The following is a 25,884-nucleotide window of genomic DNA, read 5'->3' as shown; positions in this document are numbered from 1 at the left end:
ATATCCAGCCCGACGAAGACGACTTCGCGCTTTCCCCAAAACGGCCGGGACGACCCGCCAATCTTTGCTTGAGCATCGGATTTTCGGTTCCGATGCCCCGATGGAGCGCTCCGATGTCGTGGATACTTCTTTTCTTTGCCGGCCTGTTCGAGATCGGCTGGGCGATCGGCCTCAAATACACCGACGGATTCTCAAGACCGCTGCCGACCGTGCTGACCGTCGCCTCGATGATCGTCAGCCTGACCTTGCTCGGCCTGGCGCTGAAGACGCTGCCGGTCGGCACGGCCTATGCGGTGTGGACCGGCATCGGCACCGTCGGCACGGCGCTGCTCGGCATCTGGTTGCTGGGCGAGCCGGCGACGGCGATCAGGCTGGGCTGCATCGGGCTGATCGTCTGCGGCATCATGGGGCTGAAGCTGGCGGCCTGACCATACCGACAGACAAACACATTCAGGGCCGCTCAAAAGCGACCCTGATCCTCGAAGCAGATGCTTCGTTAGCCTTGAGGCTAGCGGGCGGAGAAGCCCGGAGGCGTCCTGCCGGTACGCTGCTTGCGCGCCGCATAACGCGCGTCGCGCTTGGCCTTGCGTTCGGCCTCGTCGGCGAGCAGGCGAGCAATACGCTCGTTCTCGTCGGCTTCCCGGATCTTTGCTTCCGCCTGTGCCGCTTCTTCGGCGGCGATACGCGCCGCTTCGGCTGCTGCCTCGCGCTCGGCCTTCTCGACCGCCTCGCGTGCCAGCTTTTCCTGCTTCAGCCGGGCCTTTTCAGCCTCGCGGATTTCGCGGGCCTCGAGGATCGCCTTGCGTTCGGCCTGTCGCGCCAGCACCGCTGGATCGTCTGCCGCCGGCTTTGACTTGAAGCGCTCCAGAAGCGCCTTCTTTGCCTCGTTTGCGGCGTTGCGCCGCTCGAAAACGTCTTTTTCCCTGTAAATAGCCAAGTCCACTTCCCTGAAGTCAATTCGCGACGCTTACATACGCGCGAAAACCGAGAGTTCAAGCGCCAAAACGGCATGGCAGCCATGAAATTGCTGGCTGTTGCAGCCGGGAGACGCCTTTTCGAGGCGAAACCGACATGCACTGTTTACCGTCCGCCCCTCTGGCGGCGAGGCGGACGCATCGCTACCTCTAGGGCAACAATCAAAACATTGGATGACACGTCATGGAACTCGGTCTCTATACTTTTGCCGACGTCAGCCCCGAACCCGGTCCCGGCGCCATTGGACCGCACCAGCGGCTGCGCAATCTGATAGAGGAGATCGAGCTCGCCGACGAGGTCGGGCTCGATGTGTTCGGACTGGGCGAGCATCACCGCCCCGACTATGCGGCCTCGGCGCCGGTCGTGGCGCTGGCCGCGGCGGCCGAGCGCACAAAGCGCATCAAGCTGACCAGCGCCGTCACCGTGCTGTCGTCCGACGATCCGGTGCGCGTGTTTCAGCAGTTTGCGACACTCGACCTGTTGTCGGGCGGGCGGGCCGAGATCATGGCCGGGCGCGGCTCGTTCATCGAATCCTTCCCGCTGTTCGGCTACAATCTCGAAGACTATGACGAGCTCTTTGCCGAAAAGCTCGATCTGCTGCTCGCCATTCGCGACAGCGTCAAGGTGAGCTGGTCCGGCAATCTGCGGGCAGCGATCAACGATCGCGGCGTCTATCCGCGTCCCTTCCAGGACAAATTGCCGATCTGGATCGCCATTGGCGGCACGCCGCAATCGGCGGCACGAGCCGGCGTGCTCGGCCTGCCGCTGGCGCTAGCCATCATCGGCGGCGAGCCGGCGCGGTTCGCGCCGCTGTTCGATATCTACCGCGACGCCGCCAAACGGGCTGGCACCGACCCGGCCAATCTCGCCACCAGCATCAACGTCCACGGCTTCATTGCCGAGACCACTGAGCAGGCGGCCGACGATTTCTACGGACCGCAGGCCGAAGTGATGAACCGCATCGGCCGCGAACGTGGCTGGGGTCCGACATCGCGGGCGCATTTCGACCACGCGCGGGGTCCAAGTGGTGCCTTGTTCGTCGGCAATCCCGAGCAGGTGGCCGAGAAGATCGTCGCCCAGCACCGGATTTTCAACAATGACCGCTTCCTGCTGCAGATGGCGATCGGCACCATGCCGCACGCCAAGATCATGAAGGCGATCGAACTCTACGGCACCAAAGTTGCGCCGATCGTGCGCAAGGAAACGGCGAAGGCCGTTCCCGTCATCGCGGCATCGGTCGCCTGATCCACGGTAGAGGCTTCCTGGACAAGGCCCACACGAGCCTTGTCGCTGCCGGCTAAAGGAACTTTGAGGCGGCACCGGCGTTTTCGCCGATCGGCTGCACCAATTGCGGTGCGCGATCGAGGGAACCAGAATGAAAGTCGAACCCGTCGCTTTGGGCGCAGCCGAAAGCCCGGATCCGCGCGTCGAGGCGCGCGCGGACACACGGCTGATGCGCTCGCTGCTCATCGGCATCTTCATCCTGATGGCCATCTACGCGCTGTATTTCGCCCGCGCCTTCTTCATGCCGGTCATCCTCGCCTTCCTGCTGACCCTGACGTTGACGCCGATCGTGCGCTATTTGCGCAAGCATGGCGTGCCCGACGTGGTGTCGGCGACGCTGCTGGTGCTGTTGTCGGTCTGCCTGTTTGCCAGCGCCGGCTACCTGCTCAGCGGCCCGGTCATCGACCTCGTCAACAACAGCTCGTCGATCGGTCAGCAATTGACCGAGCGCCTGGCGCAATTGCGTCGCCCTTTCGAAAAGATCATGCAGATCTCGCATGAGTTGGAAGGGCTGACCAACACCGGCCAGGAGCCCGGCATACAGAAGGTCGTGGTGTCGCAGTCCGGTATCCTGTCGCAGGCCGCCGGCAACATACTGTCCGCGGGAACCAGCCTGACCATCATCTTCGTGCTGTCGCTGTTCCTGCTGGCGTCAGGCACGATGTTTTATGAAAAGATAATCCAGTCATTTGCCAGCCTCAGCGAAAAGAAGCGGGCATTGCGCGTCGTCTACGACGTCGAGAGCGAAATCTCGCACTATCTGCTCACCGTCGCCCTCATCAACGCCGGCCTCGGCACGGTGATCGCGCTCGGCCTGTGGGGGCTCGGCGTGCCCAACCCGCTGGTCTGGGGCGCAGCGGCGGCACTGCTCAACTTCCTGCCCTATGTCGGGGCGTTCATGACCATCCTGCTGGTCAGCGTTATCGCGCTGATCAGCTTCGATAGCATCTCGTATGCGCTGCTGGCGCCGGCCTTCGTGCTTTTGTGCGACATCGTCGAAGGCCAGTTCGTGACGCCGATGGTGGTTGGCCGCCGGCTCGAGATCAACGCGGTGGCGATCTTCATCGCCATCGCTTTCTGGTCCTGGCTGTGGGGTTTCGTCGGCGCGCTGATGGCGGTGCCGCTGCTGGTCGTCATCAAGGTGTTCTGCGATCATTTCGACGGCCTCAGCCATGTCGGCAATTTTCTCGCCGCGCAACAGACCGTTGTCGTCGAGGAAGAACCCGTCGAGACTGTTGACAAGGCGTCGGCATAGATCGGCGCACAGTTTGCGGCTTCCGATCGGAGTGCCTATATCGAGCCGGTCAAGCCGGACTTCCTTTCCATGACCGATGCCTCATTCGATCTCGATGCCTATTTCGCCCGCATCGGCTACAGCGGTGCGAGGGAAGCTTCGCTCAAAACGCTGAAGGCATTGCATCTCAAGCACCCGCAAGCGATCGCGTTTGAAAATCTCGATACGCTGCTGGGCACTCCCGTTCGCCTCGATCTTGCCTCGCTGCAGGACAAGATCGTCGCCCGGGATCGCGGCGGCTACTGCTTCGAGCACAATCTGCTCCTCATGCAGGCGCTGAAGGCGCTGGGCTTTGCCGTCAGCGGCCTTGCCGCGCGGGTTCTGTGGGGCCAGGCAGAAAACGCCATCACCGCGCGCAGCCATATGCTGTTGCGTGTAGAACTCGACGGCCGAACCTACATCGCCGATGTCGGCTTTGGTGGCCTGACGCTGACGGCGCCGCTGCTGCTCGAGCCCGGTCTCGAACAAACGACCCCGCATGAAAGTTTCCGCATCGTTGAAACCGGCGACCACTTCCGCATGCAAGCCAATCTCGGCGGCGACTGGCGCACACTCCACCGCTTCGACATGCAGGAGGCCTACGAGATCGACTATGCGGTCGCCAACCATTTCGTGTCGACCCACCCGACCTCGCATTTCCTCTATTCCGTCATTGCCGCCCGCGCCTTGCCGGACCGGCGCTACGCGCTGCGCAACAACAGGTTGTCGATCCATCATCAGGGAGGCCGCACCGAGCAGCGCGAGATAGCGACAGCCACCGAGCTCGCCGACGTGCTGGAAGGCGTGCTCGACATCACCATTCCCGACCGTGCCGCCTTCGAGGCCAAGGTGCGGCAGAAGAATATCGTAGGAAGCTGACCATGACCGCTCTGTCCGTTCTCGACCTGTCGCCGATCATCGAAGGCAGCAATGCTTCGCAGTCGCTGGCCAATTCGCTCGACCTTGCCCGCCATGCCGAGCGACTCGGCTACAAGCGCTATTGGCTGGCCGAGCATCACAACATGCCGGGCATCGCCAGTGCGGCCACCGCGGTCGTCATCGCCCATGTCGCCGGCGGCACCAAGACGATCCGCGTCGGCGCCGGCGGCATCATGCTGCCCAACCATGCACCGCTGGTCATTGCCGAGCAGTTCGGCACGCTGGCGGCGCTGCACCCCGGCCGCATCGACCTCGGCCTCGGCCGCGCACCCGGCACTGACATGGGTACGGCACGGGCGCTGCGCCGCAATCTCGAGGCCTCAGACAATTTCCCGCAGGATGTCGTCGAGCTGATGGGCTATTTCCAGCCGGCCGAGGACGGCCAGCGCATTCGCGCCGTGCCCGGCGAGGGCCAGCAGGTGCCGGTGTGGATTCTCGGTTCCAGCCTCTATGGCGCGCAGCTTGCCGCCATGCTTGGCCTGCCCTACGCCTTTGCCTCGCATTTCGCGCCGGCCGAACTCGACCACGCGCTGGAGATCTATCGCTCGCGCTTCCAGCCGTCGGAACAGCTGGACAAGCCTTATGTCATGCTCGGCCTCAACGTCTTTGCGGCGCCCACCGACGCCGAGGCGCGGCTGCTGTTCACCTCGCTGCAACAGGCGTTCGTCAATCTGCGCTCCGGCCGGCCCGGCCGGTTGCCGGCTCCAGTCGAGAATTATGAGCGCGACCTCGACCCGATGGCCAGAACCATGCTGAGCCAGGCGCTGTCCTGCGCCGTCGTCGGCTCGCCGGAAACGGTGCGGCAGGGCGTCGACGCGTTCCTTAGCCGCACCGGCGCCGACGAATTGATGGTCACCGCGCAGATGTACGATCATGCGGCTCGGGTGCGGTCGTTCGAGATCCTGGCCGAGGCGCACAAATCGCTGTCGCAAGCCGCTTGAGGGTTGGCTTTTGCCTGACATGTGCGTCTGCTAAGGGCAGGCGCATTCCTCAGCCAAGAGCCCTCCCGTGACCCATGATCTCGACCAGCACGTGCGCTTTGCCATCGACCTGGCGCGCCGCGCCGGCGACCTCGGGCTGAAATACTTCCGCGACCTCGACAGCCTGACCATCGAGAGCAAGGGGCATCAGGACCTGGTCTCGGAAGCAGACCGCGAGGTGGAGTTGTTCATCCGCGCGGCTATCGCCGCCGCCTATCCGCAAGACGGCATCGTCGGCGAGGAACATGCCTCGGTGGCCGGGACGACCGGATATGTCTGGGTGATCGACCCTATCGACGGCACGGCGAATTTCGTCCACGGCATTCCGGCCTGGTGCGTGGTGATCGCTTGCGCCAGGGACGGGGAGACCGTCGTTGGCGTCATCCACGAGCCATCGACCGGCGAGACCTTTCATGGCCGGCGCGGCGGCGGCGCCTTCCTCAACCGCAAGCCGATCAGGACCAGTGCCGCTGCCAGCCTGGAGGAGGGCTCGGTCGGAACCGGACTTTCAAACCGCGCCAGAACCGAAAATGTCGCCGTGCTGGTCGGCCTCATCCTGGCGGAAGGCGGCGTGTTCTTTCGCAATGCATCAGGCGCCCTGATGCTGGCCTATGTCGCCGCCGGCCGGCTGCTTGGCTATGTCGAAGAGCACATGAACGCCTGGGACTGCCTGGCCGGCATGCTTCTGGTGGAAGAAGCTGGCGGCAGGATCGTGAAACCCGACCCGAAGACCGTGCTGCGGGACGGGACGCTGGTGATCGCGGCCGGAAAGGCTATTTTTCCTGAATTGCACACGCTTTGTTCAAAAGCGTTCAGGTTCTGATCCGGCGCGTGACAACTGGTCCGTTCCCTACCGACCGGCAAGGCGGTGGACGCCTTGCGTAGAATGCTTGCGCGTCGAGCAGCCTGTTCTTATATACGCGCCAAGCCGTTCGGTGCCGGAATGCCGGTTGCCGGAGCGGAATTTCTTGTGAACAGGGGCTTTCGTCGGAACGCCTGTAACGGGTCCTGAGAGCCTGCTTAGCGGAGAGACTAGAAAAATGGCAAAAGTAATCGGTATCGATCTGGGAACCACCAACTCCTGTATCGCCATCATGGATGGCAAGGAGCCGAAGGTTATCGAGAATGCGGAAGGCGCGCGCACGACCCCTTCCATTGTCGCCATCTCGGGCGACGGCGAGCGCCTCGTCGGCCAGCCGGCCAAGCGTCAGGCGGTCACCAATCCTGAAAACACCATCTTCGCGGTCAAGCGCCTGATCGGCCGCCGCTATGACGATCCGGTGACGGAGAAGGACAAGAAGCTTGTCCCCTACAAGATCGTCAAGGGCGACAATGGCGATGCCTGGGTCGAGGCCGGCGGCAAGAAGCAGTCGCCCAGCCAGATCTCGGCGATGATCCTGCAGAAGATGAAGGAAACGGCCGAAGCCTATCTCGGCGAGAAGGTCGAGAAGGCGGTCATCACCGTTCCGGCCTATTTCAACGACGCCCAGCGCCAGGCGACCAAGGATGCCGGCAAGATCGCCGGTCTGGAAGTGCTCCGCATCATCAACGAGCCGACCGCGGCAGCGCTTGCCTACGGCCTCGACAAGAAGGAAGGCAAGACCATTGCCGTCTATGACCTTGGCGGCGGCACGTTCGACATTTCGGTGCTCGAAATCGGCGACGGCGTGTTCGAGGTCAAGTCGACCAACGGCGACACCTTCCTCGGCGGCGAGGATTTCGACATGCGCCTGGTCGAATATCTGGCGGCCGAGTTCAAGAAGGAACAGGGCATCGACCTGAAGAACGACAAGCTGGCCCTGCAGCGTCTGAAAGAGGCGGCTGAAAAGGCCAAGATCGAGCTGTCGTCGACGACGCAGACCGAAATCAACCTGCCCTTCATCACCGCCGACGCGACCGGCCCGAAGCACCTGACGCTGAAGCTCACGCGCGCCAAGTTCGAGCAGTTGGTCGACGACCTCGTCCAGCGCACCATCGACCCTTGCAAGGCGGCGCTCAAGGATGCCGGCCTGAAGGCTGGCGAGATCGACGAAGTGGTCCTGGTCGGCGGCATGACCCGCATGCCCAAGATCCAGGAGATCGTGAAGCAGTTCTTCGGCAAGGAGCCGCACAAGGGCGTCAACCCCGATGAGGTCGTCGCGCTGGGCGCTGCCATCCAGGCCGGCGTGCTGCAGGGCGACGTCAAGGACGTTCTGCTGCTCGACGTGACACCGCTGTCGCTCGGCATCGAGACGCTGGGTGGCGTGTTCACCCGCCTGATCGAACGCAACACGACGATCCCGACCAAGAAGAGCCAGGTGTTCTCGACGGCCGAAGACAGCCAGTCGGCGGTGACCATCCGCGTCTTCCAGGGCGAGCGTGAAATGGCCGCCGACAACAAGGCGCTTGGCCAGTTCGACCTGGTCGGCATTCCGCCGGCGCCGCGTGGTGTGCCGCAGATCGAGGTCACTTTCGACATCGACGCCAACGGCATCGTCAACGTCTCGGCCAAGGACAAGGGCACCGGCAAGGAGCACCAGATCCGCATCCAGGCCTCGGGTGGCCTTTCGGACGCCGACATCGAGAAGATGGTCAAGGACGCCGAGGCCAATGCCGAGAGCGACAAGAAGCGGCGTGCCGTGGTCGAGGCCCGCAACCAGGCCGAAGCGCTGGTGCATTCGTCCGAGAAGTCGCTGAAGGAATATGGCGACAAGGTCTCGGAAGCCGAGCGCACGGCGATTTCCGATGCGATCGCGGCCCTGAAGACGGCTGCCGAGGGCGACGACGCGGCCGACATCGAGGCCAAGAGCCAGGTGCTCGCCGAAGCTTCGATGAAGCTTGGCCAGGCCATGTACGAAGCTTCGCAGAAGGAAGCCGCGGAAGCCGATGCCAAGGCGGACGCCGCCAAGGACTCTGACGTGGTCGATGCCGATTTCGAGGAAATCGACGAGGACGACGACAAGAAGAAGTCGGCCTGACCGTCTGACGGCAGAATAAGCGAAAAGCCCGGCGCAAAGCCGGGCTTTTTTGCAACCCTTGGCCAAAAAAAGTGCGAGCCTGGCCGAAAAAACACGGACAAACCGGCGTCGACACTGGCATCCCGGCCCCATCGCACCTAAATCGACACAACGTGCCGGCAAGCGACGCACAAAGCTTTAAGACGTTGAGCATCCGGACTGCGGGAAAAGATGAAAGCTGATTTCTACGAAACGCTGGGCGTGCAAAAGGGCGCCGACGAGAAGGAGCTCAAGAGCGCTTTCCGCAAGCTCGCCATGCAGTTCCATCCTGACCGCAACCCCGGCGATCATTCCTGCGAGCACAAGTTCAAGGAAATCAACGAAGCCTACGAGACGCTGAAGGACCCGCAGAAGCGCGCGGCCTATGACCGTTTCGGCCACGCCGCCTTCGAGCAGGGCGGCATGAATGGCGGCGCGCAAGGCTTTGGCGGCGGTGGCTTCGCCGATATCTTCGAGGACATTTTCGGCGACATGATGGGCGGGCGCCAGCGCCGCTCCTCGGGCGGCCGCGAGCGCGGCGCCGATCTGCGCTACAATATGGAAATCTCGCTGGAGGAAGCGTTTTCCGGCAAGACCGCGCAGATCCGCGTGCCGGCCTCGATCTCTTGCACGGAATGCTCCGGCAGCGGCGCCAAGCCGGGCACCCAGCCCGTCACCTGCGCGATGTGCAACGGCCACGGCAAGGTGCGGGCCACGCAAGGTTTCTTCTCGATCGAGCGCACCTGCCCGCAGTGCCAGGGCCGCGGCCAGACGATCAAGGATCCGTGCCCGAAATGCGCTGGCCAAGGCCGCGTCATCGAGGAGCGCTCGCTGTCGGTCAATATTCCGGCCGGTATCGAGGACGGCACTCGCATCCGGCTTGCCAATGAAGGCGAGGCCGGTCTACGCGGTGGCCCGTCGGGCGATCTCTATATTTTCCTGGCGGTCAAGCCACACGAATTCTTCCAGCGCGACGGCGCCGATCTCTACTGCAAGGTGCCGATCTCGATGACGACGGCAGCCCTTGGCGGCTCGTTCGAGGTGGCGACGCTGGACGGCACCCAGACCAAGGTGAAGGTGCCGGAAGGCACCCAGAACGGCCGCCAGTTCCGCCTCAAGGGCAAGGGTATGCCGGTGCTGCGCCAGCCCAATGTCGGCGACCTCTATATCCAGACCGCGGTCGAGACGCCGCAAAGCCTGTCGCGCCGCCAGCGCGAATTGCTGGAAGAGTTCGAGCAGCTGTCGTCACAAGACAATTCGCCCCAGTCGAGCGGCTTTTTCGCCCGCATGAAGGATTTTTTCGAGTCCTTCGGCGAGCATTGACGGCCTTGCACGCTTTTGAGCGACATGCATGGCGAGCAGCTTCCCAAACGTCATCAACATCTTATCCCGGGCTTTCGCCTTGCCTTGAACCTCGTAGCTGCTAAGTAGCTTCGGGGAGCGCTGAGGAGAACTTGCATGGCACGTGGTCCGGGATTGCGGAAAGCACTGGCGGAAAAGTTCGACGACGAGCTGAAGTTCTTCAAGGGCTGGATCGACAAGCCGAAGACGGTGGGATCGATCGTCCCGACCAGCTCCATCACCGCCCGCAAGATGGCCTCGATCGTCAATCCCAAGTCCGGCCTGCCGGTGCTCGAAGTCGGGCCTGGCACCGGTGTCATTACCCGCGCCATCCTTGCGCTCGGCGTGAAGCCTGAAAATCTCTACGCGGTCGAATATTCCACCGACTTCGTCCGCCATCTGCGCCGCATCTACCCGGGCGTCCATGTAATCGAGGGCGACGCCTTCAATCTCAACGCCACGCTCGGCGACAAGAGCGAGATGGTCTTCGATTCGGTGGTGTCGGGCGTGCCGTTGCTCAACTTCCCGGTGGCACAGCGCATCGCCTATATCGAAAGCCTGCTCGACCGCATCCCTGAGGGACGGCCGATCGTGCAGCTGACCTACGGTCCGCTGTCGCCGATCCCGCCCGGCCGCGGCGACTACACGGTCGAGCATTTCCACTTCGTCATCCGCAACATCCCGCCCACACAGCTGTGGATCTACCGCCGCAAGGCGCATTAGGGTATGCCGATATTCAGGTGAGGCCGGCCTGCAAATGGCAGCTTCCTGCGCTTCCGGTGCTCACGTACTTCAAGTACGCTCCGCTCCGGTTCTCGGAACCCACCATTTCGACTCGGCCTGACCTGAATCTCAACACACCCCGAAGCAGTCCGCTTCCTCCGGATGCCAATGGCAGTAACTCCGAAAATCCTCGTCTTCGCCGGCTCGATCCGCACCGGCGCCTTCAGCGGCAGGACCGCCGATGTGGCGCAGAAGGAGCTGGCCATGCAGGGCGCCGAGGTGACCCGCATCTCGCTCGCCGACTATCCGCTGCCGATCCTCGACGAGGACCTTGAAAAGGAAAAGGGCGTCCCCGACAACGCCGTCAAACTCGCCCGGCTGATCGCTGCCCATGACGGGCTGCTGATCGCCACCCCCGAATATAACGGCTCCATCCCGCCGCTGCTCAAGAACAGCATCGACTGGGCAAGCCGGGTGCGCAAGGATGGCGGCCGCTCGCTCCGGCCGCTTGCCGGCAAGGTCGCCGGCCTCTGTTCGTCTTCCAATGGACATTTCGCCGGGATACGCTGCATCAACCATCTGCGCGCGGTGCTGGTGCGCTGCCAAATGGTGGTGGTGACGCCGGAGTGCTCGGTGCCGGAGGGCGGCGACGCCTTCGACGAGGGCGGCAATTTCAGGGACGAAAGACTGCATAAATCGATGGAGCATCTATGCCGCACGCTGATCGAAACCTCGCGCATGCTGTCGACCCGGATCGAGACATGATCCGGGCGCAAGAGACGATGCGCGACAGGCTGATCGTCGGCCTCGACGTGCCGACGCTGAAGCAGGCCGAGGAAGCGGTGCGCGAGCTCGAAGGCGTCGTCTCCTTCTACAAGATCGGCTATCAGCTGGCCTTCGCCGGCGGGTTGGACTTCGCCAGAGAATTGGCCAGCGGCGGCATAAAAGTCTTTCTCGACATGAAGCTGCTCGACATCGACCACACGGTGGCCAAGGGCGTCGAAAACATCGTCAAGATGGGCGTCAGCATGCTGACCATCCACGCCTATCCCAAGGCGATGCGGGCGGCGGTGGAAGCCGCCAGGGGCAGCGAGCTGTGCCTGCTTGCCGTCAGTGTGCTGACCTCGATGGACGAACAGGACATGATCGATGTCGGCTATGAGTATGACCCGCACACGCTGGTGTTGCGGCGCTCGGAACAGGCGCTGCATGCCGGCATGGGCGGCATCGTCTGCTCGGCCGAGGAAGCGGAGGCGGTGCGCCGCATCGTCGGACCGAACATGGCCGTGGTAACGCCGGGCATCCGGCCCAAGGGCAGCGACCATGGCGACCAGAAACGTGTGGTGACGCCGGCGCAAGCGATCCGCAACGGCTCCAGCCACCTCGTCGTCGCCCGCCCCATCGTCGCGGCAAGCGACCGGCGCGCGGCGGCGGAAGCCATTCTCGACGAGATGCGCTCGGCATAACCCAGCAACAATTTCCGGAGAAAAAGAATGCCCAAGGGATACTGGATTGCCCGCGTCGAAGTGCGCGACACCGAAGGCTACAAGGAGTATGTCGCCGCCGCCAAACTGGCCTTCGACAAATTCGACATGAAATTCCTGGCGCGCGGCGGACCCTACGAATTCGCCGAGGGCGCCGGCCGCGCCCGCAACGTCATCATCGAGTTTCCGTCGCTTGCCGCGGCGCATGAGTGCTACCACTCGCCGGAGTATCAGCGCGCCGCCGCCATTCGCCAGAAGGTGGCCGACGGCGAAATCGTGCTGGTCGAGGGGGTCTGAGATTTCTCGGAGCTAGTGCCGCGCCGATTGCTCATCTTTGGCCAGCACCTCCGCTTGATGGCGGTGTCCGAGCGTCTCATAGCCGACGACGGTGACGGCAGGCGCCAGTGTCAGGATGATGAGGCAAACCGCCATGTCGACACCGACAAGCGCGGCGATGATCGCAAGTGCTACAACCGCAGCCGTTCCCGCCAGCAGCCAGATGTGGAAGGGATCGAAGCGCTGGACGAGATAGTAGTAGAGCGCATAGATCACGGCGAGATAGATGCCTAGCGGAATTGCGGCCGAGAGCAGGGTCGCCACCGGGCCGATCTGGGCCTTGTGCTCGATGAAGTAGGCCGCGACATGCAGGCCGGCGCCGGTCGCGACGATGGCCGCGACGATCAGCATCTGGCCATAGCCCCAGACGAAGGCGCGGTTGCGGTGCGCATGGAGCACCGGCGCCGAGGGCAGCATGTAATAGACCCACCACATGCCGAAGGTGAGCCCCATGCCGGCGATGCCGACAAGGGCCGCATCGAGGTTCCAGCCTTGCTCCTCGACCACGGCCGACAAGGTCGCCAGCGTGCCGACGACGCCTTCGCCGAGCGCAATGATGGCGAACAGGCTGTAGCGCTCGGCCATGTGGTGAGCGTGCCAGGGCGTGCCGCCATCCTTACGCTCCGCAATCACTGGCCCGGCGAGTTCGATAGCAAGCAGGGCCGCACCGAACAGCAAGCTCGCCAGCACGGAGAAATCGGCCAGGATCTGCATCACCCAGCCGACCTGCGCCACCGCTATGGCCGTGGCATAGGTCAGGCAAGCGCGACGCCGGGCGGGATCCTGTCTCGCGGCGCGCAGCCACTGGAATATCATGGCGACGCGCATGATGACGTAGCCGAGCACCATGATGGAATTGTCGAGATGGCCGCCATGCTCGATCGAAGCGAACATGCGCGGCAGCCCGATCGCCAGCACCAGCACGCCGATCATCTGCACCATGGTGACGAGACGGAAAATCCAGTCGTCGGTGTCATAGGCCAAGGAGAACCAGGAGAAATTGATCCAGGCCCAGCAGATGGCGAAGCTGGCAAAAGCAAAGCCGAGCAAAGCGGCGGCGTAGTGGCCTTCGGCCAGCGCATGGGCGAGTTGGGAAGATGCGAGGCTGAAAGCAGTCACGAAGGTCAGGTCGAACAGAAGTTCGAGCGGGGTCGCGACACGATGCCCCTCATGCGGATCGCGCCCAGCCATGCGCCTGACATGATGGTGGAGGGTTTCGGGGCTGATGGGCGTGGTGTTCATCGCGCGGCCTTCGGCTTGAGGTCGTCAGCCGACACTAGAGGCGAGGCAGTGAGCGTCAAGGCGCGCCGCCAGAGCTGCAGGTCGCCAAAAAGCCTAACGGTTTCGGCTGTGCCTTTTATACGCGACTTTCCTGGCCAACCAGCCGGCTCGCGGCGGTCTCGGCCATCGCGTCCGCGAGGCTCATCCCCCATTGCGAGCGGCAATAGGCGCGAAAATCGAAGCAAGGCAGGCCGGGACAGACCTCGAATTCGATGAGATGGACACGATCGTCTGCCTCGACCCTGAGATCGATGGAAAACACATCGCGCAGGCCAAGCCCGCTGATCAGCCTCTCGGCAATGCGGCGGATTGTTGCGGCGGCGGCCGGCTGAGTGTCGGCGACCGGCAGCAGCACAGGCTCAGTGTAGTGTCCCGCCGCTCTGGCCGCCTCGCCTGTGTCGCCATAGAGCGCCAGGCTGTCCGCCATGGTCTGGAAATCGGCGCCTGAATCGACAAAAACGATGCCGAGCCCCTCGGCACCGGTGTCCGGTTTCAGGCCGAGGAAACTCGCGCGTACATTGCGGCCGGCGACATAGGGCTGCACGACGACGTCGTCGCGATAGGCGGCGAACACACGCCGGCTAAGTTCCAGCGCGTGGCCGAGATTGTGGCATCGCGAATCCGGCCAGATGCCGATCTTGGCGCCCAGCCGGTTCGGCTTGACGAACCAGCCGGCGGGAGCGGTCGGCGGCTCGGACAGCCAGTGACCGTCGCGGGCAAGGCCGGCCGGCGGCGCCGGCAGGCCAAGCGCGCCAAGCACGGCGCCGGAACGGAACTTGTCCTGGCAGAGCGCAAACAGCGCATCGTCGGCGCCGATGGTTTTCAACCCGTTCAGCCTTGCCAAAGCAGGTGCTGCGCCACCGCGGAAATAGGCGATGCCGTCGGTCAACGTCCAGACCAGCGTGGTCTTCGGGTCCCCGTCGGCGAGTGCCTTCGCGGCATCGTCGAGGGCCACCGGCGCGAAGGACAGGCCGCGCTTCTGGCAAGCTGCGGCAAGCGCATCGAACTCAGGCGCTAGATCGGTCGACTGTGCCAGATAGGAGGCGATCTCGGCGGCGCGCTCCGGCGCGTGGCCGTCGGCGACCAGCCTGATGTAACAGGCTTTTTCCGGCTCGTAGACAAGGATCAGCTTCGGCTGGTGGCGCGGCATGGGATCTCCCGGCGATGTATATGGCTACCATCGCATGGCGGGTACAATCGGCTTTCGCGAAACCGACCGTGACGGGCGGTTGCGTGACAGCATCCGCGTGGATGAGGAGCGCCGCTCGCTCGTGTCAGGCGATCAGCACGCGCGGCTCGAAGCGGCCATTGACCTCGATATCGAGCAGGAAGGTCATGCCGCCCTGCGGGTCTAGCTTGCGTTGCTTGTCGTCCTTGCCCTTCCAGGCCGAGGTCACCGCCAGCCGGTTGGCCTTGGCGCCGACGAAGGCGGGGCAGGACGGCTGCGTCACCGGCATGGCGACCGAGCGCAGCAGCTTGCCGTCGGGGCCATAGGCTTCGATGACCTTGCCGCCCCAGACGGCGTTCCACAGCACGCCGTCGCGGTCGAGCACCGAGCCGTCGATATACCCCTTGGAAGCGCGATGGTCGACGAACACTTTCGGCTCGTCGGCCGGCAGGCCTGTCGCCGGATTGCAGGCGACGCGCATCAGCAGCCCGGTCGAGGTGTCTGTGTAATAGGCGATGGCGCCATCCCCGGTAAAGCAGATCGAGTTCGACACGGTGATGTCGCCAAACAGCTTGCGCACTTCGCCCTTGAAGAACCAGTAGATCGAGCCCGCACCTTTCTCCTCGCCCTTGCCCATCGTGCCGACCCAGAATGCCCCGCAAGGGTGGACGCGGGAATCATTGGAGCGGGTGAGCGGATTGTCGGCCTCGATGGCGGTGTGCAGCGTCAGCTTGCCGGTCGCCACGTCGCGCACGTGCAGGCCGGTCTCGGTGGTGATCAGCTGGCAATGGTCGTCGATGATGGCGATGGCGCTGGCCATCTGGCCAAGTTCATGGACCTTCAGCGCACCACCGGAAAAGGGCTTTTCCAGAAGCTGACTGTTGACGATGTCGAACCAGAAGAGCGTATCGGTGGCGGGGTCGTAGCTTGGCCCCTCGCCAAGATGGCAGACGTGATCGCAAAAAACGGAAACGATCTCACCACTCATGACGCACCTCCGAACGCTGCATCCCAGGCGGCCACGGCGGCCTGCGCCCGCATCGTTACGTCGTCAACGCTCATGCCCGGCTTGAACAGGCTGGAGCCAAGACCGAAGACGCTGACGCCGGCCGCTTTGTAGCCGGCAAAGTCTTTTTCCGAAACGCCGCCGACGGCGCCGACCAGCGTCTCAACCGGGAGCACCGCGCGCATCGCCGAAATTCCCGCCGCGCCCAGGACGCTTGCTGGAAAGAATTTCAGCGCCGAGGCGCCGAGCCGGATCGCGTGGAAGGCTTCGGTCGGCGTGAACACGCCGGGCATCGTCACCATGCCATGCTGCATGGCACGGCCCATGACTTCGGCATCTATGTTGGGGCTGACCAGCAGCCTGCCGCCGGCCTCGTGCAAGCCGTCGACATCGTCCGGCGTCAGCACGGTCCCCGCGCCGACCAGCGCCGTCTTGGGAAGCGCTGCGACGATGCTGGCGATCGACGCAAACGGCTGCGGCGAATTGAGCGGCACTTCGATGGCTTCGATGCCGGCTTCGAACAGCGCCCGGCCAACCGCCACCGCCTCCTCCGGCTTGAGGCCGCGCAGGATGGCGACCAGACCACGCCTGAGCTTTGGGAAAGGTGCGGTCCGGTTCATGCGATAACTCCGTTGCTGGCGATCATACCTTGTCGATCAGTCAAGTTCGGCCGATCATGCCATTTTCACGCGCGGCTTCGATCAGGCCGGCACGCACCGCCTCGTCCGCGTCGACGGCCCTGACCGCAAGCCCGGCCAGGCCAAGAGCCTCAGTATAAAGCGTACCCAGTGCACCGGAAGCAATCAGCACGACGGGCGCGGCATTTGCGCCATAGCGGCGGTTTGCCGAGGCGATCTCGCCGCCGATCAGCAGGCCGGAGAGACAGGCCGCGGCATCGTCAGGCTTCAGATCCTGCAGCAGGCCGGCGGCGCGGATGGAAAACAGTTTGGACGTGACATCGCCACCCTCGGCCAGCGCCTTGCGGCACCAGTCCTGGAAAAACGGATTGTCCGATGTGACCGGCTTCGGCTGCTCGCCCAGCGAATGACGCAGGATCGAATGCGCGGCCAGCACCGAAAACAGTTCGCCGGTCGGCCAGGTGCCGAAACCGGCGACCGTGCCGTCCTCGACCAGCACCCATTTCGAATGCGTGCCCGGCATGCAGACGAGCTGGCGACCCTTTGCCGGCAAACCAGCGCCGGCAAGCTGGGTTTCCTCGCCGCGCATGACATCCGGCGCGTCGATCTGGCGCTGGGCGAGCCCCGGCACGATGCGGATGTCGCGATGCTGACCGGGAACTTTGGCGGCGCCGGCAAGGATGGCATTGAGCGGCGACGGCACGGTGACGTAGGGCGCCTCGAGCCAGCCCTGGCGGGAGCCGGCCATGCCGCAGATGATGACGGGCAGCGCTTCGGGCGCACCCAGGGCCGCCAGATGGCCTTCGAGAATTGTCGAAAAGCCCTTCTGCTGCGCGGTGATCAGCCCGTCATCGCCGCGGCGTTCGGCAAGAACCTTTCCGGCGGCGTCGACCAGCCAGACCCGCATGCGGGTGGTGCCCCAGTCGACGGCGGCGACAGCAGGCACCTTGCTTGCCGGAACCTGGCTCACAGGAAGCCTCCATCTACGATCAGCATCTGCGCGGTCAGCATGCGCGAGGCATCCGACGCCAGGAACAGCACCGTTCCGACGATGTCTTCGGGCAGCATCACCTGCTTGATGCACTGCTTGGCGACATGGGCGGCGAGCGCCTGTTCGGTCACCCAGAGCTCCTTCTGACGCTCAGTGATGACCCAGCCAGGTGCGATGGCGTTGACGCGAATGCCGTCCACGCCAAGCTTGCCGGCGAGGCCCTTGGTGAGGCCAAGGATACCGGCCTTGGCGGCGGTGTAGGCCGGCATGTCGGGGTGATTGATCAAGTAGGATGTCGAGGTGAAGTTGATGATCGAGCCGCCGCCGGCCCGCCTCATGCCTGGCGCCACCGCTTGCGCGGTGAAGAAATGCGGCCTGAGATTGATGGCTTGGTTGTTGTCCCAGAACTCGACCGTCACGTCTTCGACGGCGTGGCGTTCGTCCCACGCGGCATTGTTGACGAGCACGGTAACATCGCCATGCGCCGCGGCAGCGCTGGCGGCTGAAGCGCGCAGCGCCTCGACGTCGCGCAGATCGGTCTTGAAGTAGAGCGGCCGAAAGCCGGTCTCCTTCTCCACACGGTCGGCAAGTGCCGTGCTCGGGCCATCGGCGATGTCGATGAAGGCGACTTTCGCGCCCTGGCGAACGAAGCCTTCGGTCAACGCCGCGCCAATGCCGGAGCCGCCACCGGTGATCAGCACCGAGGCTCCCCTAAGGTCGGCAAAATCCGCCGATGGCATCATATCTGTTCTCTCCCAGCCTGATCGGCGCGCATCCTAGCCAGACACGTCGTGTGGGCAAGGGCGAAACGTCGGATTTGCGGGCATATGTCAGACAAAACGACAATGCGCCACACCGGGCGTGCGGTGCGAATGCTGACGGCGTCGAGCTCGCCGGTCAGACTGCCTTGGCGTGCGAGGCGCCGCGATAGGAATCGCGGAGGTAGCCGAGCGTGGCGTCGGCATCGGCCGGCCTGCCGAACAGATAGCCCTGGCCACCGGCGCAGCCGAACTGGACGAGGCGGTCGGCCTGCGCTTCCTGTTCGATGCCTTCGGCGACGACGTCCATGCCGAGCCCCTCGCACATTGCGAGAATAGCGCGGATGATGTGTTCGGACGGACGGTCGTCGAGAATGGAGGAGACGAAGGCGCGGTCGATCTTGAGCTTGTCGAAATGGAATTCGCGCAACCGCCCGAGCGAGGACTGGCCGGTGCCGAAATCGTCGAGCGAGACGCGGATGCCGACGCGGCGCAGATCCTCGACGATCTTCTCGGCCGAGGCCGGGTCGTTCATCAGGCCGGTCTCGGTGATCTCGATCTCCAGCCGGCGGGGGTCGAAACCGCTGCGGTCGAGGATGGCCAATATGTGCAGGCCGGTGTTCTGGTCGACGAGCTGCGAGGGCGACAGGTTGAAGGACAGGAACAGGTCCTTCGGCCAGTTGCGCGCGGCTTCGGTCGCCTTGCGCAGCACCAGCTGCGACAGCGGGCCGATGATGCCGCGCTCCTCGGCGATGGGGATGAAGACCGTCGGCGGCACCGAGCCGAGGTCGCGATCGGTCCAGCGCGCCAGCGTCTCGAAGCCGATGGTGCGGCGGGTGTTCAAATCGACGATGGGCTGGAAATGCGGCTCGACCTCGCCGGCAGAGACGGCGCGGCGCAGCGCCTGCTCGATGCGGGTGACGCGCTTGGCCGCTTCCTCCATCTCGCGGGTGTAGACGACAACCCGGCCGCGGCCCGAACGCTTGGCATGATAGAGAGCCGTTTCGGCCTTGTTGACCAGAATTTCCGTGGTTTCGTCGCCCGAATAGAACAGCGAGCAGCCTACCGAGGCCGAAAGCCTGGCGGTGCGTTCACCGACATCATAGGGCGCCGAAAGGATCTCGATCAGCATGCGCGACTTTTCAGCCGCGGCGTCTTCTGAGAACACCATCGGATAGAGGAAGGCGAATTCGTCGGCGCCGATGCGGCAGACGGTGGAATAGCTGTCCATCGAGGCGCGCAGCCGCATCGCCACCTGGATCAGGATATCGTCGCCGGCCTTGTGCCCGAACAGGTCGTTGATCGGCTTGAAGCCATCAAGATCGAGAATGCCGACGGTGAACGGCGCCGGGTCCTCGGACCGATCGCTGATCAGGCGGTCGACCTTGTCGAAGAAGCGGCGGTGATTGCCAAGTCCGGTCAACGGATCCGTGAAGGCCTGATCCGAGCTTTCCCTGCTTGCCTGCCCGGTGCCAAACGTCGTTTGCATCGGTGTCCCTGTTTTGAATATCGGAATTTATATCCAGATTGCCAGCAAACCCTTTAGGAAACGTATCGCGAAATCGATTTTTTCGTCGAAAAAGGCTGCCGATGGTATGAAATGTCCCGCCCCTTTTCAGGGACGGATGCCTTCAGGCACCTTGCCGGACACGATAGAGTTCGACGGGGGCTCCCTTGGTCTCCATTACCGGCTCGAGCCATTCCGGCACATTGTCGTGCATCAGCCCGGCGAGAAAACCTTGCGGCGCCCTGGCGGCGAGAAGCTCGCTTTCCGGGCTGCCACGGCACAGCGCCACCAGGCCGACATGGTGCGCCGCCACGATTGCCCTGGCGTCAGTGGCTGACCCCATGAAGGCATCGAGCGCAAGCAGGGCGCCGGCGATGTTGCGGTGATAGAGGCCGGCAAAGACGCGATGGCCGGAATAGGCCAGGATCGGCGAGCCGAGGTTGGAAATGGCGAGCACGGCGGTGTCGGGCTGCCGGGCCAGCGCGGCGAACGATGCCTTGGCCTCGCAGGCCGCGTCGATGCGGGCGTCCTTGACGGTCGCCTTGTTGGCGTCGAAGGCGGTCGAGGTCGCGGCGGCGGCGCCGGTCCAGACGGCATTCACCGACACCAGCCAAACCGCGGCCATGCGCAGCGAGACGCCGCGCGAGGGGCTGGTTCTGGCGCGCTCGCGCCATGTGGCGACCCATGCCGACAGCGGGATGACGGCAAAGGCGATGGAGAAGCTCGAGCCGCGCACCTGCCAGACGCTGACGATGAACGCCCCGACAAGCAGCGCGCCGACGAGGCTGTCCTGCCGCCGCCAGGGTCCGCGCCGAAGCCGAAGCGCCATCAGGGCGATCGCCAGCAGCGGCGTGACATAGCGCGCCACCACCCGGGCCGGATCGTAGACGACTAGTTTGAACAGCGACTGCGCCTCGTCGATGTGATCGAGCCACAATTCCTTGAGGCGCGGATCGAGGTTGGCATAGGGAGCTGCCAGGCATTGCGGAAACAGCGCCACCACGACAGCGCCCAGCACGACGGCAAGCAGGCCGAGCGAGATCAGCCGCCGCAGGCGCGTGCGGCCGGCCGCATCGACCGAAACGATGGTCGCGAGACCGGTTCCAGCGATCACTGCCACGACGAACTGCACGGTCGAGAAGGCATCGCATTGCGCCTGGCCCCAGGCCGATGGCTGGATGGTGGTGACGAACACCAGCGCTGAGACGCCGGCAAAGCCGAGGCCAAAATCCCTGGCGATCCGACGTTCGCCGTCGGGGTCGACGGCAAACAATATGGCTATGCAGGCGCCGATGGTGGCGACATAGGGTGCGGTTTCCATGCCGACAGCCAGCGTCAGCGCCGCGCACAGGCCCGAAAACAGCGCCGCCCACCGCCGTGCGGGTGCCTCGAGCAGCAAGCTCAGGCTGGCCATGGTCAGCGTCAGCTGGACATTGTGATGATCGAGCGCGCCCGGCGAAAAGACGCCGATGAAGTGCAGCGCCGAGGCGCCGATGACGGCAGCCGGCAGCACGGCGCCCGGGCCGGCGAAACCGCGCGCCGCGCGGACGGTGAAGAACACGGCCAGACAGAACAGCAGCGCCGGCCACAGCACCTGCGCGATGGCTTCGGCCATGGCCATGCTGCCGGTCAGGGCCGAGGCCAGGAGGATGATGGCGGCGAGCGGTGCGTCGACCAGCCGCGACCAGTGCATGACGAAGCCGCCTTCAAGGCCCATCCTGTACTGATGCAGGTCGAACCAGCCCTGCCCGGCCAGCAGGTCGCGAACCTCGACCAGACGCAGCAGACTGTCATTGTCGCCGCCGGCATTGGTCAGTTCGCGGAAACCGCCGCTGGCGCTGACGGCAACCATCACCAGCGCGGCGATGAGCGCAAGCGCGAGGTCGTTGCGCCATGACGGGCGTGGCGTGGCTTTGACGGACATCTTGGCATCGACAGGGGACACGGGACGGCCTTTGCTTGCTCTCTTTGGCGAGAGGAAACCTAGCGCGAACTCACTGCGCAAACCTTAAGCCGGCCGTGCGAAAGGCGATCCATGTCGCGAAACGCTTTGTTTGCCATTCACGGGATATGGTCCCGAACAGACAATGAATGGCAATTCGGTCGTGGATATTGGCATGAGTGTTATGGCGGTCGAAAAGAAGATCCTGAACGCGGCGCACGGCCGGGCAGTGTTTCAACGCCGCATCCGGGTCCTTTCCGAACATGTCGGCGCCGTGCTGGGCGCTGAAGGCACCGTTCTCGATCTCGGCTGCGGCGATGGCTCGCTCGCCAAGGCGGTGATGGACAGGAAACCCGGGCTGACGTTTCGCGGGATCGATGTTTTTCTGCGCCCGCGTACGGCCATCCCCGTGGAGATTTTCGACGGCACGACGATACCGGCGGCTTCCGGGTCGTTCGACTGGGTGACGATCGTCGACGTTCTGCACCACACGGACAATCCCGGCCATCTTGTCGCCGAGGCCGCAAGGGTCGCCCGCAAGGGCGTCGTCATCAAGGACCATCTGCGGGACGGACCCTTCGCCCACAGCACACTCAGGTTCATGGACTGGGTGGGAAACAAGGGCCACGATGTGCGGCTGCCGTACAACTATCTGTCCAGGCAGGAATGGGAGGCGATTTTCGGTCAGGTCGGGATCAAGGCCCAAAGCTGGCGCGAAAACCTGGCGCTGTATCCCTTCCCGGCCAACCTCCTGTTCGACCGGGGTCTGCACTTCGTCGCATTGCTGCGGTAATCCGCAGGCTGCGGTCGAACGCCCTCACGCGGCTCGTTGATCGTCGCGAAACACCCAGAGCGATGACAGTACATAGCTCGCTGCGCCTGCGGCGAGCGTGATGATGGCTGACATGACCAGCGGCGACGCTGAAAATATCGACACCGCGACATGGGCGGACAGGCCGGCAAACAGCGCGCAGACCAGCTGGGTGACGAGATAGCGTGGCAACGCACGGCCATGGTCGTGCTGTCCCTCGAACGTCCAGCCGCGTTGCGCCGAATAGGCGACGATGAAGGCCAGCCCATAGGCGATGACGCTTCCGGCAAAGGGCGGCATGCCGGCCGAAACCAGGGCCCACGACAGGAAGAAGAACAGCAGCGCCGCGCCAACGCCGACCACGGCGAAGCGGACAAACCGTACCGCGGCGAATTTTCGCGCCAGCCCGTTCATTTTTCAGCAGGTGCGACGGTGTCGCCCGAAGGGCTGGCCTGACCCGCCTTCAACCGTTTGACCGGTATCTCCAGGACCCCCAGCAGGAAGGCTGAGAAGAAGGCCTGGAACGAAATGACGATCAGGCTGAGGCCGAGCACGACGATGCGCGGTATCTCGGAATCGTTGAGTGGGCCGAAGCCGAGATGCGCCCAGCGCGCCACGGCATAGAAGAAGAACAGCGCGCCGCCGGCAAAGCAGATGCCGGCATTGGCGGCCAGACGGTCGGTGCTGATGGTTCTGGCCAGCCAGCCGGAACGGTGGCTTGGCGGCAGAATGCCGGTGATCTCGGCATAATAGCGCGAAATGGCGCCGAAGGTGATGAGCTGGACGCCGGTGACGACCATGAAACAGGCGGCGACGAAGGTGTTGAGGTCGAGCGACAGATTGTCGATCACCCGCAGCGGCCCGAACACCAGCAGTGCCGCAAACAGGAGGCCAAGGCCGCCGAGTACCGCGCCCGGGATGAAGAACATCCAGCGCGGATTGTAGACCAGCAGGAACTTCAGATGCCGCCAGCCGTCGCGCCAGGTCCTGAGATGCGGCGGCCGACTGCGGCCGTCGGGCTTCAGCGTGGTCGGCACCTCCTCGATGCGCAGGCCGGCCAGCGCGCCGCGCACCACCATCTCCGAGGCGAATTCCATGCCGGTCGTCTGCAGGTCGAGCTTGCGGATGCTTTCGGCATTGAAACCGCGCAGGCCGCAATGGAAATCGCCGGTCTTGATGCGGAAGAACAGCCGACCGACAAAGCTCAGCACCGGATTGCCGAGATAGCGGTGCAGCGGCGGCATGGCGCCGGGCTCGATGCCACCCTGGAAGCGATTGCCCATGACCAGATCGGCGCCGTCGCGCAGCCGCGTGACGAAGGCTTCCAGTGCGCCGAAATCATAGCTGTCGTCGGCATCGCCCATGATGATGAAGCGGCCCTTGGCGGCGGCGATGCCGCCGAGCAGGGCCGCGCCATAGCCCTTCTGGGGCACGGGCACGACACGGGCGCCGATCGCGGCGGCGATGTCCTGCGAGCCGTCGCTACTGCCATTGTCGGCGATCAGCACCTCGCCGGAGATCCCTGATTTGTCGAGAAAGGCCTTCGCCTTGCCGATGCAGACGGCGAGCGTCTCGGCCTCGTTGAGGCACGGCATGAGGATGGTGAGTTCGAGTTCCCTGGCCGAGGCGGCGCGGATGGCGGTGACGGCGTTCATGGTCGTTGTTCCATCGAGGGCCCTGCGCGGACGCATCTCCGGCGGGCAATTCGGCGCTTACCCTTGCACGGCAAGGCTTAAGAAAACGATGACGCGCAGCCTCGCCTTGTCTTCAACTGGCCGGTTGCGGCGCGCTGATGCCAATCTTCAAAATGTGGCGATTGGCAGACGCACGGCGAGGCTGTACAGGCAAGACAGCCGCCCATCGCGCTGCCGGAGACCTGCCATGAAGTTGAAGATCGCCGTCCAGATGGACCATATCTCCACCGTTTCGATCGCCGGCGACACCTCGTTTGCGCTGTCGCTGGAAGCGCAGCGGCGCGGCCATCAGCTCTTCCACTACACGCCGGACCGGCTGTCGATGCGCGACGGCAAGGTGTTCGCGCGCATCGAGGAGATGAAAGTCCGCGACGAGAAGGGCAACCATTTCTCGCTGGGCGAGAAGGTGCGCACCGATCTGTCGGAGATGGATGTCATCCTGCTTAGGCAGGACCCGCCCTTCGACATGAACTACATCACCACCACGCATATCCTCGAGCGCGTCCACCCCAAGACATTGGTGGTCAACGACCCGGCCTGGGTGCGCAACAGCCCGGAAAAGATCTTCGTCACCGAATTCCCGGACCTGATGCCGGAGACGGTGATCACGAAGGATCCGCTGGAAGTCGCGGCCTTTCGCAAGGAATTCGGCGACATCATCGTCAAGCCGCTCTACGGCAATGGCGGCGCCGGTATCTTCCATCTGCACGAGGCCGACCGCAACCTCGCCTCGCTGCTCGAAATGTTCGGCCAGATGTTCCGCGAGCCCTATATCGTGCAACGTTATCTCAAGGAAGTGCGCAAGGGCGACAAGCGTATCATCCTGATCGACGGCGAGCCGGTGGGCGCCATCAACCGGGTGCCGGCCGAGCACGATTCGCGCTCCAACATGCATGTCGGCGGCCGCGCGGAGAAAACCGAGCTGACGGCGCGCGAACGCGAAATCTGCGCCCGCATCGGCCCGTCGCTGAAGGCGCGCGGTTTTATCCTGGTCGGCATCGACGTCATCGGCGACTACATGACCGAGATCAACGTGACCTCGCCGACGGGCGTGCGCGAGGTCAGGCGTTTTGGCGGCGCCGATATCGCCAGCCTGTTCTGGGACGCGGTCGAGGACAAACGGAGAAAATAGGACCCTAAGCCGGTTTGGCGTACTGCTCGGCGCTCATGACTTCGATGCACACGAACCGCTCTTTGCCTTCCACCCAGGCGTCGTGGCCGGGCGGAATTGTATAGGACGTGCCCTGTTCGAACGTTTTCTGGGTGCCGTCATTCATTTTGACGGTGATGGTTCCGGACACGACGTAGCCGACATGCGAGACCTGACAGCTGTCCGTCTTGACGACCGGCTTTACACATTCGGACCATTTCCATCCTGGCTCCATGTTGAGCCGCCCGAGTGTAAAGCCGGGAAGCCGCACCACTTCGACGCGTGTCTTGTTGGGCGAGCGAACTTCATCCGGGTTGTTGTGAGACTTGGATGCCAGTTTCGTGACGTTCATTGCACCTTCGGCCATGTCATCCTCCCTACGCTTGACGCGGAGCCTGACGCTGCGATTGTCGGAACCGCGGCCGGATTCATATCACGTTTGGAGCCAATCTATAAGCGATTGCTAAAATAGCGATATCGACTCCTTGGCTCTGACGCCTCAGTTCGGCGCGTAGCCTTCGAGGCGCGAGGACGCTAGGCGATTGTGGGTAGATCAGCCACCAAAAGGCGTAGCCGCCTTTTGTGAAATCACGGTTGGTTCTTCAAACGGACGCCGCGCGTTTCCATA

Annotated in this window: 26 protein-coding genes; 14 read left to right on the top strand and 12 right to left on the bottom strand. The window is 63.9% G+C overall.

Features of this window, described 5'->3' with window-relative positions:
• Nucleotides 1-113: 113 nt before the first annotated feature.
• Entirely contained in the window at nt 114-428 is a 315-nt protein-coding gene (gene sugE, locus AC1DXN_RS14425; RefSeq protein WP_477274110.1) for a quaternary ammonium compound efflux SMR transporter SugE, read from the top strand.
• An 80-nt stretch (nt 429-508) separates the two neighbouring features.
• On the opposite strand, the gene AC1DXN_RS14420 is transcribed toward sugE, so the two are convergent.
• On the bottom strand, nt 509-937 hold the full coding sequence (locus AC1DXN_RS14420; protein ID WP_477240439.1) for a DUF6481 family protein: 429 nt from the start codon (nt 935-937) through the stop codon (nt 509-511).
• A gap of 221 nt (nt 938-1,158) precedes the next feature.
• Between AC1DXN_RS14420 and AC1DXN_RS14415 the strand changes: the two genes are divergently transcribed.
• The 11 genes from AC1DXN_RS14415 to AC1DXN_RS14365 all read left to right on the top strand — a co-directional run bounded on the left by AC1DXN_RS14415 (nt 1,159) and on the right by AC1DXN_RS14365 (nt 12,271).
• Nucleotides 1,159-2,220 carry an LLM class flavin-dependent oxidoreductase gene (locus AC1DXN_RS14415; RefSeq protein ID WP_477274108.1) on the top strand — a complete coding sequence of 354 codons (1,062 nt, stop codon included), beginning with the start codon at nt 1,159-1,161 and terminating at the stop codon, nt 2,218-2,220.
• Between the two features lie 130 nt (nt 2,221-2,350).
• A complete protein-coding gene (locus AC1DXN_RS14410; RefSeq protein ID WP_477240435.1) occupies nt 2,351-3,514 on the top strand; it encodes an AI-2E family transporter in 1,164 nt (387 codons plus the stop codon).
• A gap of 69 nt (nt 3,515-3,583) precedes the next feature.
• Nucleotides 3,584-4,411, top strand: a complete 828-nt coding sequence (locus AC1DXN_RS14405) for an arylamine N-acetyltransferase family protein (RefSeq protein ID WP_477240433.1) — start codon at nt 3,584-3,586, stop codon at nt 4,409-4,411.
• A gap of 2 nt (nt 4,412-4,413) precedes the next feature.
• Nucleotides 4,414-5,412, top strand: a complete 999-nt coding sequence (locus AC1DXN_RS14400; RefSeq protein WP_477274106.1) for an LLM class flavin-dependent oxidoreductase — start codon at nt 4,414-4,416, stop codon at nt 5,410-5,412.
• A 67-nt stretch (nt 5,413-5,479) separates the two neighbouring features.
• Nucleotides 5,480-6,274: an inositol monophosphatase family protein gene (locus AC1DXN_RS14395; RefSeq protein WP_477274104.1), complete on the top strand. Its 795-nt coding sequence runs from the start codon at nt 5,480-5,482 to the stop codon at nt 6,272-6,274.
• Between the two features lie 217 nt (nt 6,275-6,491).
• The gene (gene dnaK, locus AC1DXN_RS14390; RefSeq protein ID WP_477240427.1) at nt 6,492-8,408 is read left to right on the top strand and encodes a molecular chaperone DnaK; all 1,917 of its coding nucleotides are present in this window, start codon (nt 6,492-6,494) and stop codon (nt 8,406-8,408) included.
• Nucleotides 8,409-8,618: 210 nt separating this feature from the next.
• Nucleotides 8,619-9,749, top strand: a complete 1,131-nt coding sequence (dnaJ, locus tag AC1DXN_RS14385; RefSeq protein WP_477240425.1) for a molecular chaperone DnaJ — start codon at nt 8,619-8,621, stop codon at nt 9,747-9,749.
• A gap of 135 nt (nt 9,750-9,884) precedes the next feature.
• Complete coding sequence (pmtA, locus tag AC1DXN_RS14380) at nt 9,885-10,490, top strand: phospholipid N-methyltransferase PmtA (RefSeq protein WP_477240424.1); 606 nt, start codon at nt 9,885-9,887, stop codon at nt 10,488-10,490.
• Nucleotides 10,491-10,658: 168 nt separating this feature from the next.
• Nucleotides 10,659-11,255, top strand: a complete 597-nt coding sequence (locus AC1DXN_RS14375; RefSeq protein ID WP_477274102.1) for an NADPH-dependent FMN reductase — start codon at nt 10,659-10,661, stop codon at nt 11,253-11,255.
• Nucleotides 11,252-11,956, top strand: coding sequence for an orotidine-5'-phosphate decarboxylase (gene pyrF, locus AC1DXN_RS14370; protein WP_477274100.1), 705 nt, complete (start codon nt 11,252-11,254; stop codon nt 11,954-11,956). Before AC1DXN_RS14375 ends, pyrF begins: the two co-directional genes overlap by 4 nt.
• A 27-nt stretch (nt 11,957-11,983) precedes the next feature.
• Nucleotides 11,984-12,271: a DUF1330 domain-containing protein gene (locus tag AC1DXN_RS14365; protein ID WP_477274098.1), complete on the top strand. Its 288-nt coding sequence runs from the start codon at nt 11,984-11,986 to the stop codon at nt 12,269-12,271.
• Between the two features lie 12 nt (nt 12,272-12,283).
• Here the strand turns inward: AC1DXN_RS14365 and AC1DXN_RS14360 are convergent, their stop codons facing one another.
• The 8 genes from AC1DXN_RS14360 to AC1DXN_RS14325 form a co-directional block, all read right to left on the bottom strand.
• Nucleotides 12,284-13,552: a low temperature requirement protein A gene (locus tag AC1DXN_RS14360; RefSeq protein ID WP_477274096.1), complete on the bottom strand. Its 1,269-nt coding sequence runs from the start codon at nt 13,550-13,552 to the stop codon at nt 12,284-12,286.
• A 115-nt stretch (nt 13,553-13,667) separates the two neighbouring features.
• Nucleotides 13,668-14,741, bottom strand: coding sequence for a D-alanine--D-alanine ligase family protein (locus AC1DXN_RS14355; RefSeq protein ID WP_477274094.1), 1,074 nt, complete (start codon nt 14,739-14,741; stop codon nt 13,668-13,670).
• A gap of 124 nt (nt 14,742-14,865) precedes the next feature.
• Nucleotides 14,866-15,747, bottom strand: coding sequence for an SMP-30/gluconolactonase/LRE family protein (locus AC1DXN_RS14350; RefSeq protein WP_477274092.1), 882 nt, complete (start codon nt 15,745-15,747; stop codon nt 14,866-14,868).
• Nucleotides 15,744-16,385, bottom strand: a complete 642-nt coding sequence (locus AC1DXN_RS14345) for a 2-dehydro-3-deoxy-6-phosphogalactonate aldolase (RefSeq protein WP_477240412.1) — start codon at nt 16,383-16,385, stop codon at nt 15,744-15,746. The genes AC1DXN_RS14350 and AC1DXN_RS14345 overlap by 4 nt, the downstream gene beginning before the upstream one ends.
• Before the next feature lie 40 nt (nt 16,386-16,425).
• A complete protein-coding gene (locus AC1DXN_RS14340) occupies nt 16,426-17,373 on the bottom strand; it encodes a 2-dehydro-3-deoxygalactonokinase (protein ID WP_477240410.1) in 948 nt (315 codons plus the stop codon).
• Complete coding sequence (locus tag AC1DXN_RS14335) at nt 17,370-18,137, bottom strand: SDR family NAD(P)-dependent oxidoreductase (protein ID WP_477274090.1); 768 nt, start codon at nt 18,135-18,137, stop codon at nt 17,370-17,372. The genes AC1DXN_RS14340 and AC1DXN_RS14335 overlap by 4 nt, the downstream gene beginning before the upstream one ends.
• A 154-nt stretch (nt 18,138-18,291) precedes the next feature.
• Nucleotides 18,292-19,641, bottom strand: a complete 1,350-nt coding sequence (locus AC1DXN_RS14330; protein ID WP_477274088.1) for a putative bifunctional diguanylate cyclase/phosphodiesterase — start codon at nt 19,639-19,641, stop codon at nt 18,292-18,294.
• Nucleotides 19,642-19,783: 142 nt separating this feature from the next.
• Nucleotides 19,784-21,583 (bottom strand): GtrA family protein, encoded by a 1,800-nt coding sequence (locus AC1DXN_RS14325; protein ID WP_477274086.1) that lies wholly within the window; start codon nt 21,581-21,583, stop codon nt 19,784-19,786.
• Between the two features lie 193 nt (nt 21,584-21,776).
• Between AC1DXN_RS14325 and AC1DXN_RS14320 the strand changes: the two genes are divergently transcribed.
• Complete coding sequence (locus tag AC1DXN_RS14320) at nt 21,777-22,394, top strand: class I SAM-dependent methyltransferase (RefSeq protein ID WP_477274084.1); 618 nt, start codon at nt 21,777-21,779, stop codon at nt 22,392-22,394.
• 24 nt (nt 22,395-22,418) lie between these two features.
• Here AC1DXN_RS14320 and AC1DXN_RS14315 read toward each other — a convergent pair whose 3' ends face one another.
• Both AC1DXN_RS14315 and AC1DXN_RS14310 read right to left on the bottom strand, forming a co-directional pair.
• A complete protein-coding gene (locus AC1DXN_RS14315) occupies nt 22,419-22,826 on the bottom strand; it encodes a GtrA family protein (RefSeq protein WP_477274082.1) in 408 nt (135 codons plus the stop codon).
• Nucleotides 22,823-24,067 carry a glycosyltransferase family 2 protein gene (locus AC1DXN_RS14310; RefSeq protein WP_477274080.1) on the bottom strand — a complete coding sequence of 415 codons (1,245 nt, stop codon included), beginning with the start codon at nt 24,065-24,067 and terminating at the stop codon, nt 22,823-22,825. The genes AC1DXN_RS14315 and AC1DXN_RS14310 overlap by 4 nt, the downstream gene beginning before the upstream one ends.
• 226 nt (nt 24,068-24,293) lie before the next feature.
• Here AC1DXN_RS14310 and gshB point away from each other — a divergent pair, with 226 nt between their 5' ends.
• Nucleotides 24,294-25,238, top strand: coding sequence for a glutathione synthase (gene gshB / locus AC1DXN_RS14305; protein ID WP_477274078.1), 945 nt, complete (start codon nt 24,294-24,296; stop codon nt 25,236-25,238).
• 4 nt (nt 25,239-25,242) lie between these two features.
• Here gshB and AC1DXN_RS14300 read toward each other — a convergent pair whose 3' ends face one another.
• Complete coding sequence (locus tag AC1DXN_RS14300; protein ID WP_477240396.1) at nt 25,243-25,623, bottom strand: cupin domain-containing protein; 381 nt, start codon at nt 25,621-25,623, stop codon at nt 25,243-25,245.
• Nucleotides 25,624-25,884: the final 261 nt, after the last annotated feature.

Source organism: Mesorhizobium sp. P2_H9, assembly GCF_056403215.1.
The sequence above is the reverse complement of the archived record's forward strand: the minus strand, read 5'-3'. Positions and strand labels throughout refer to the sequence as shown.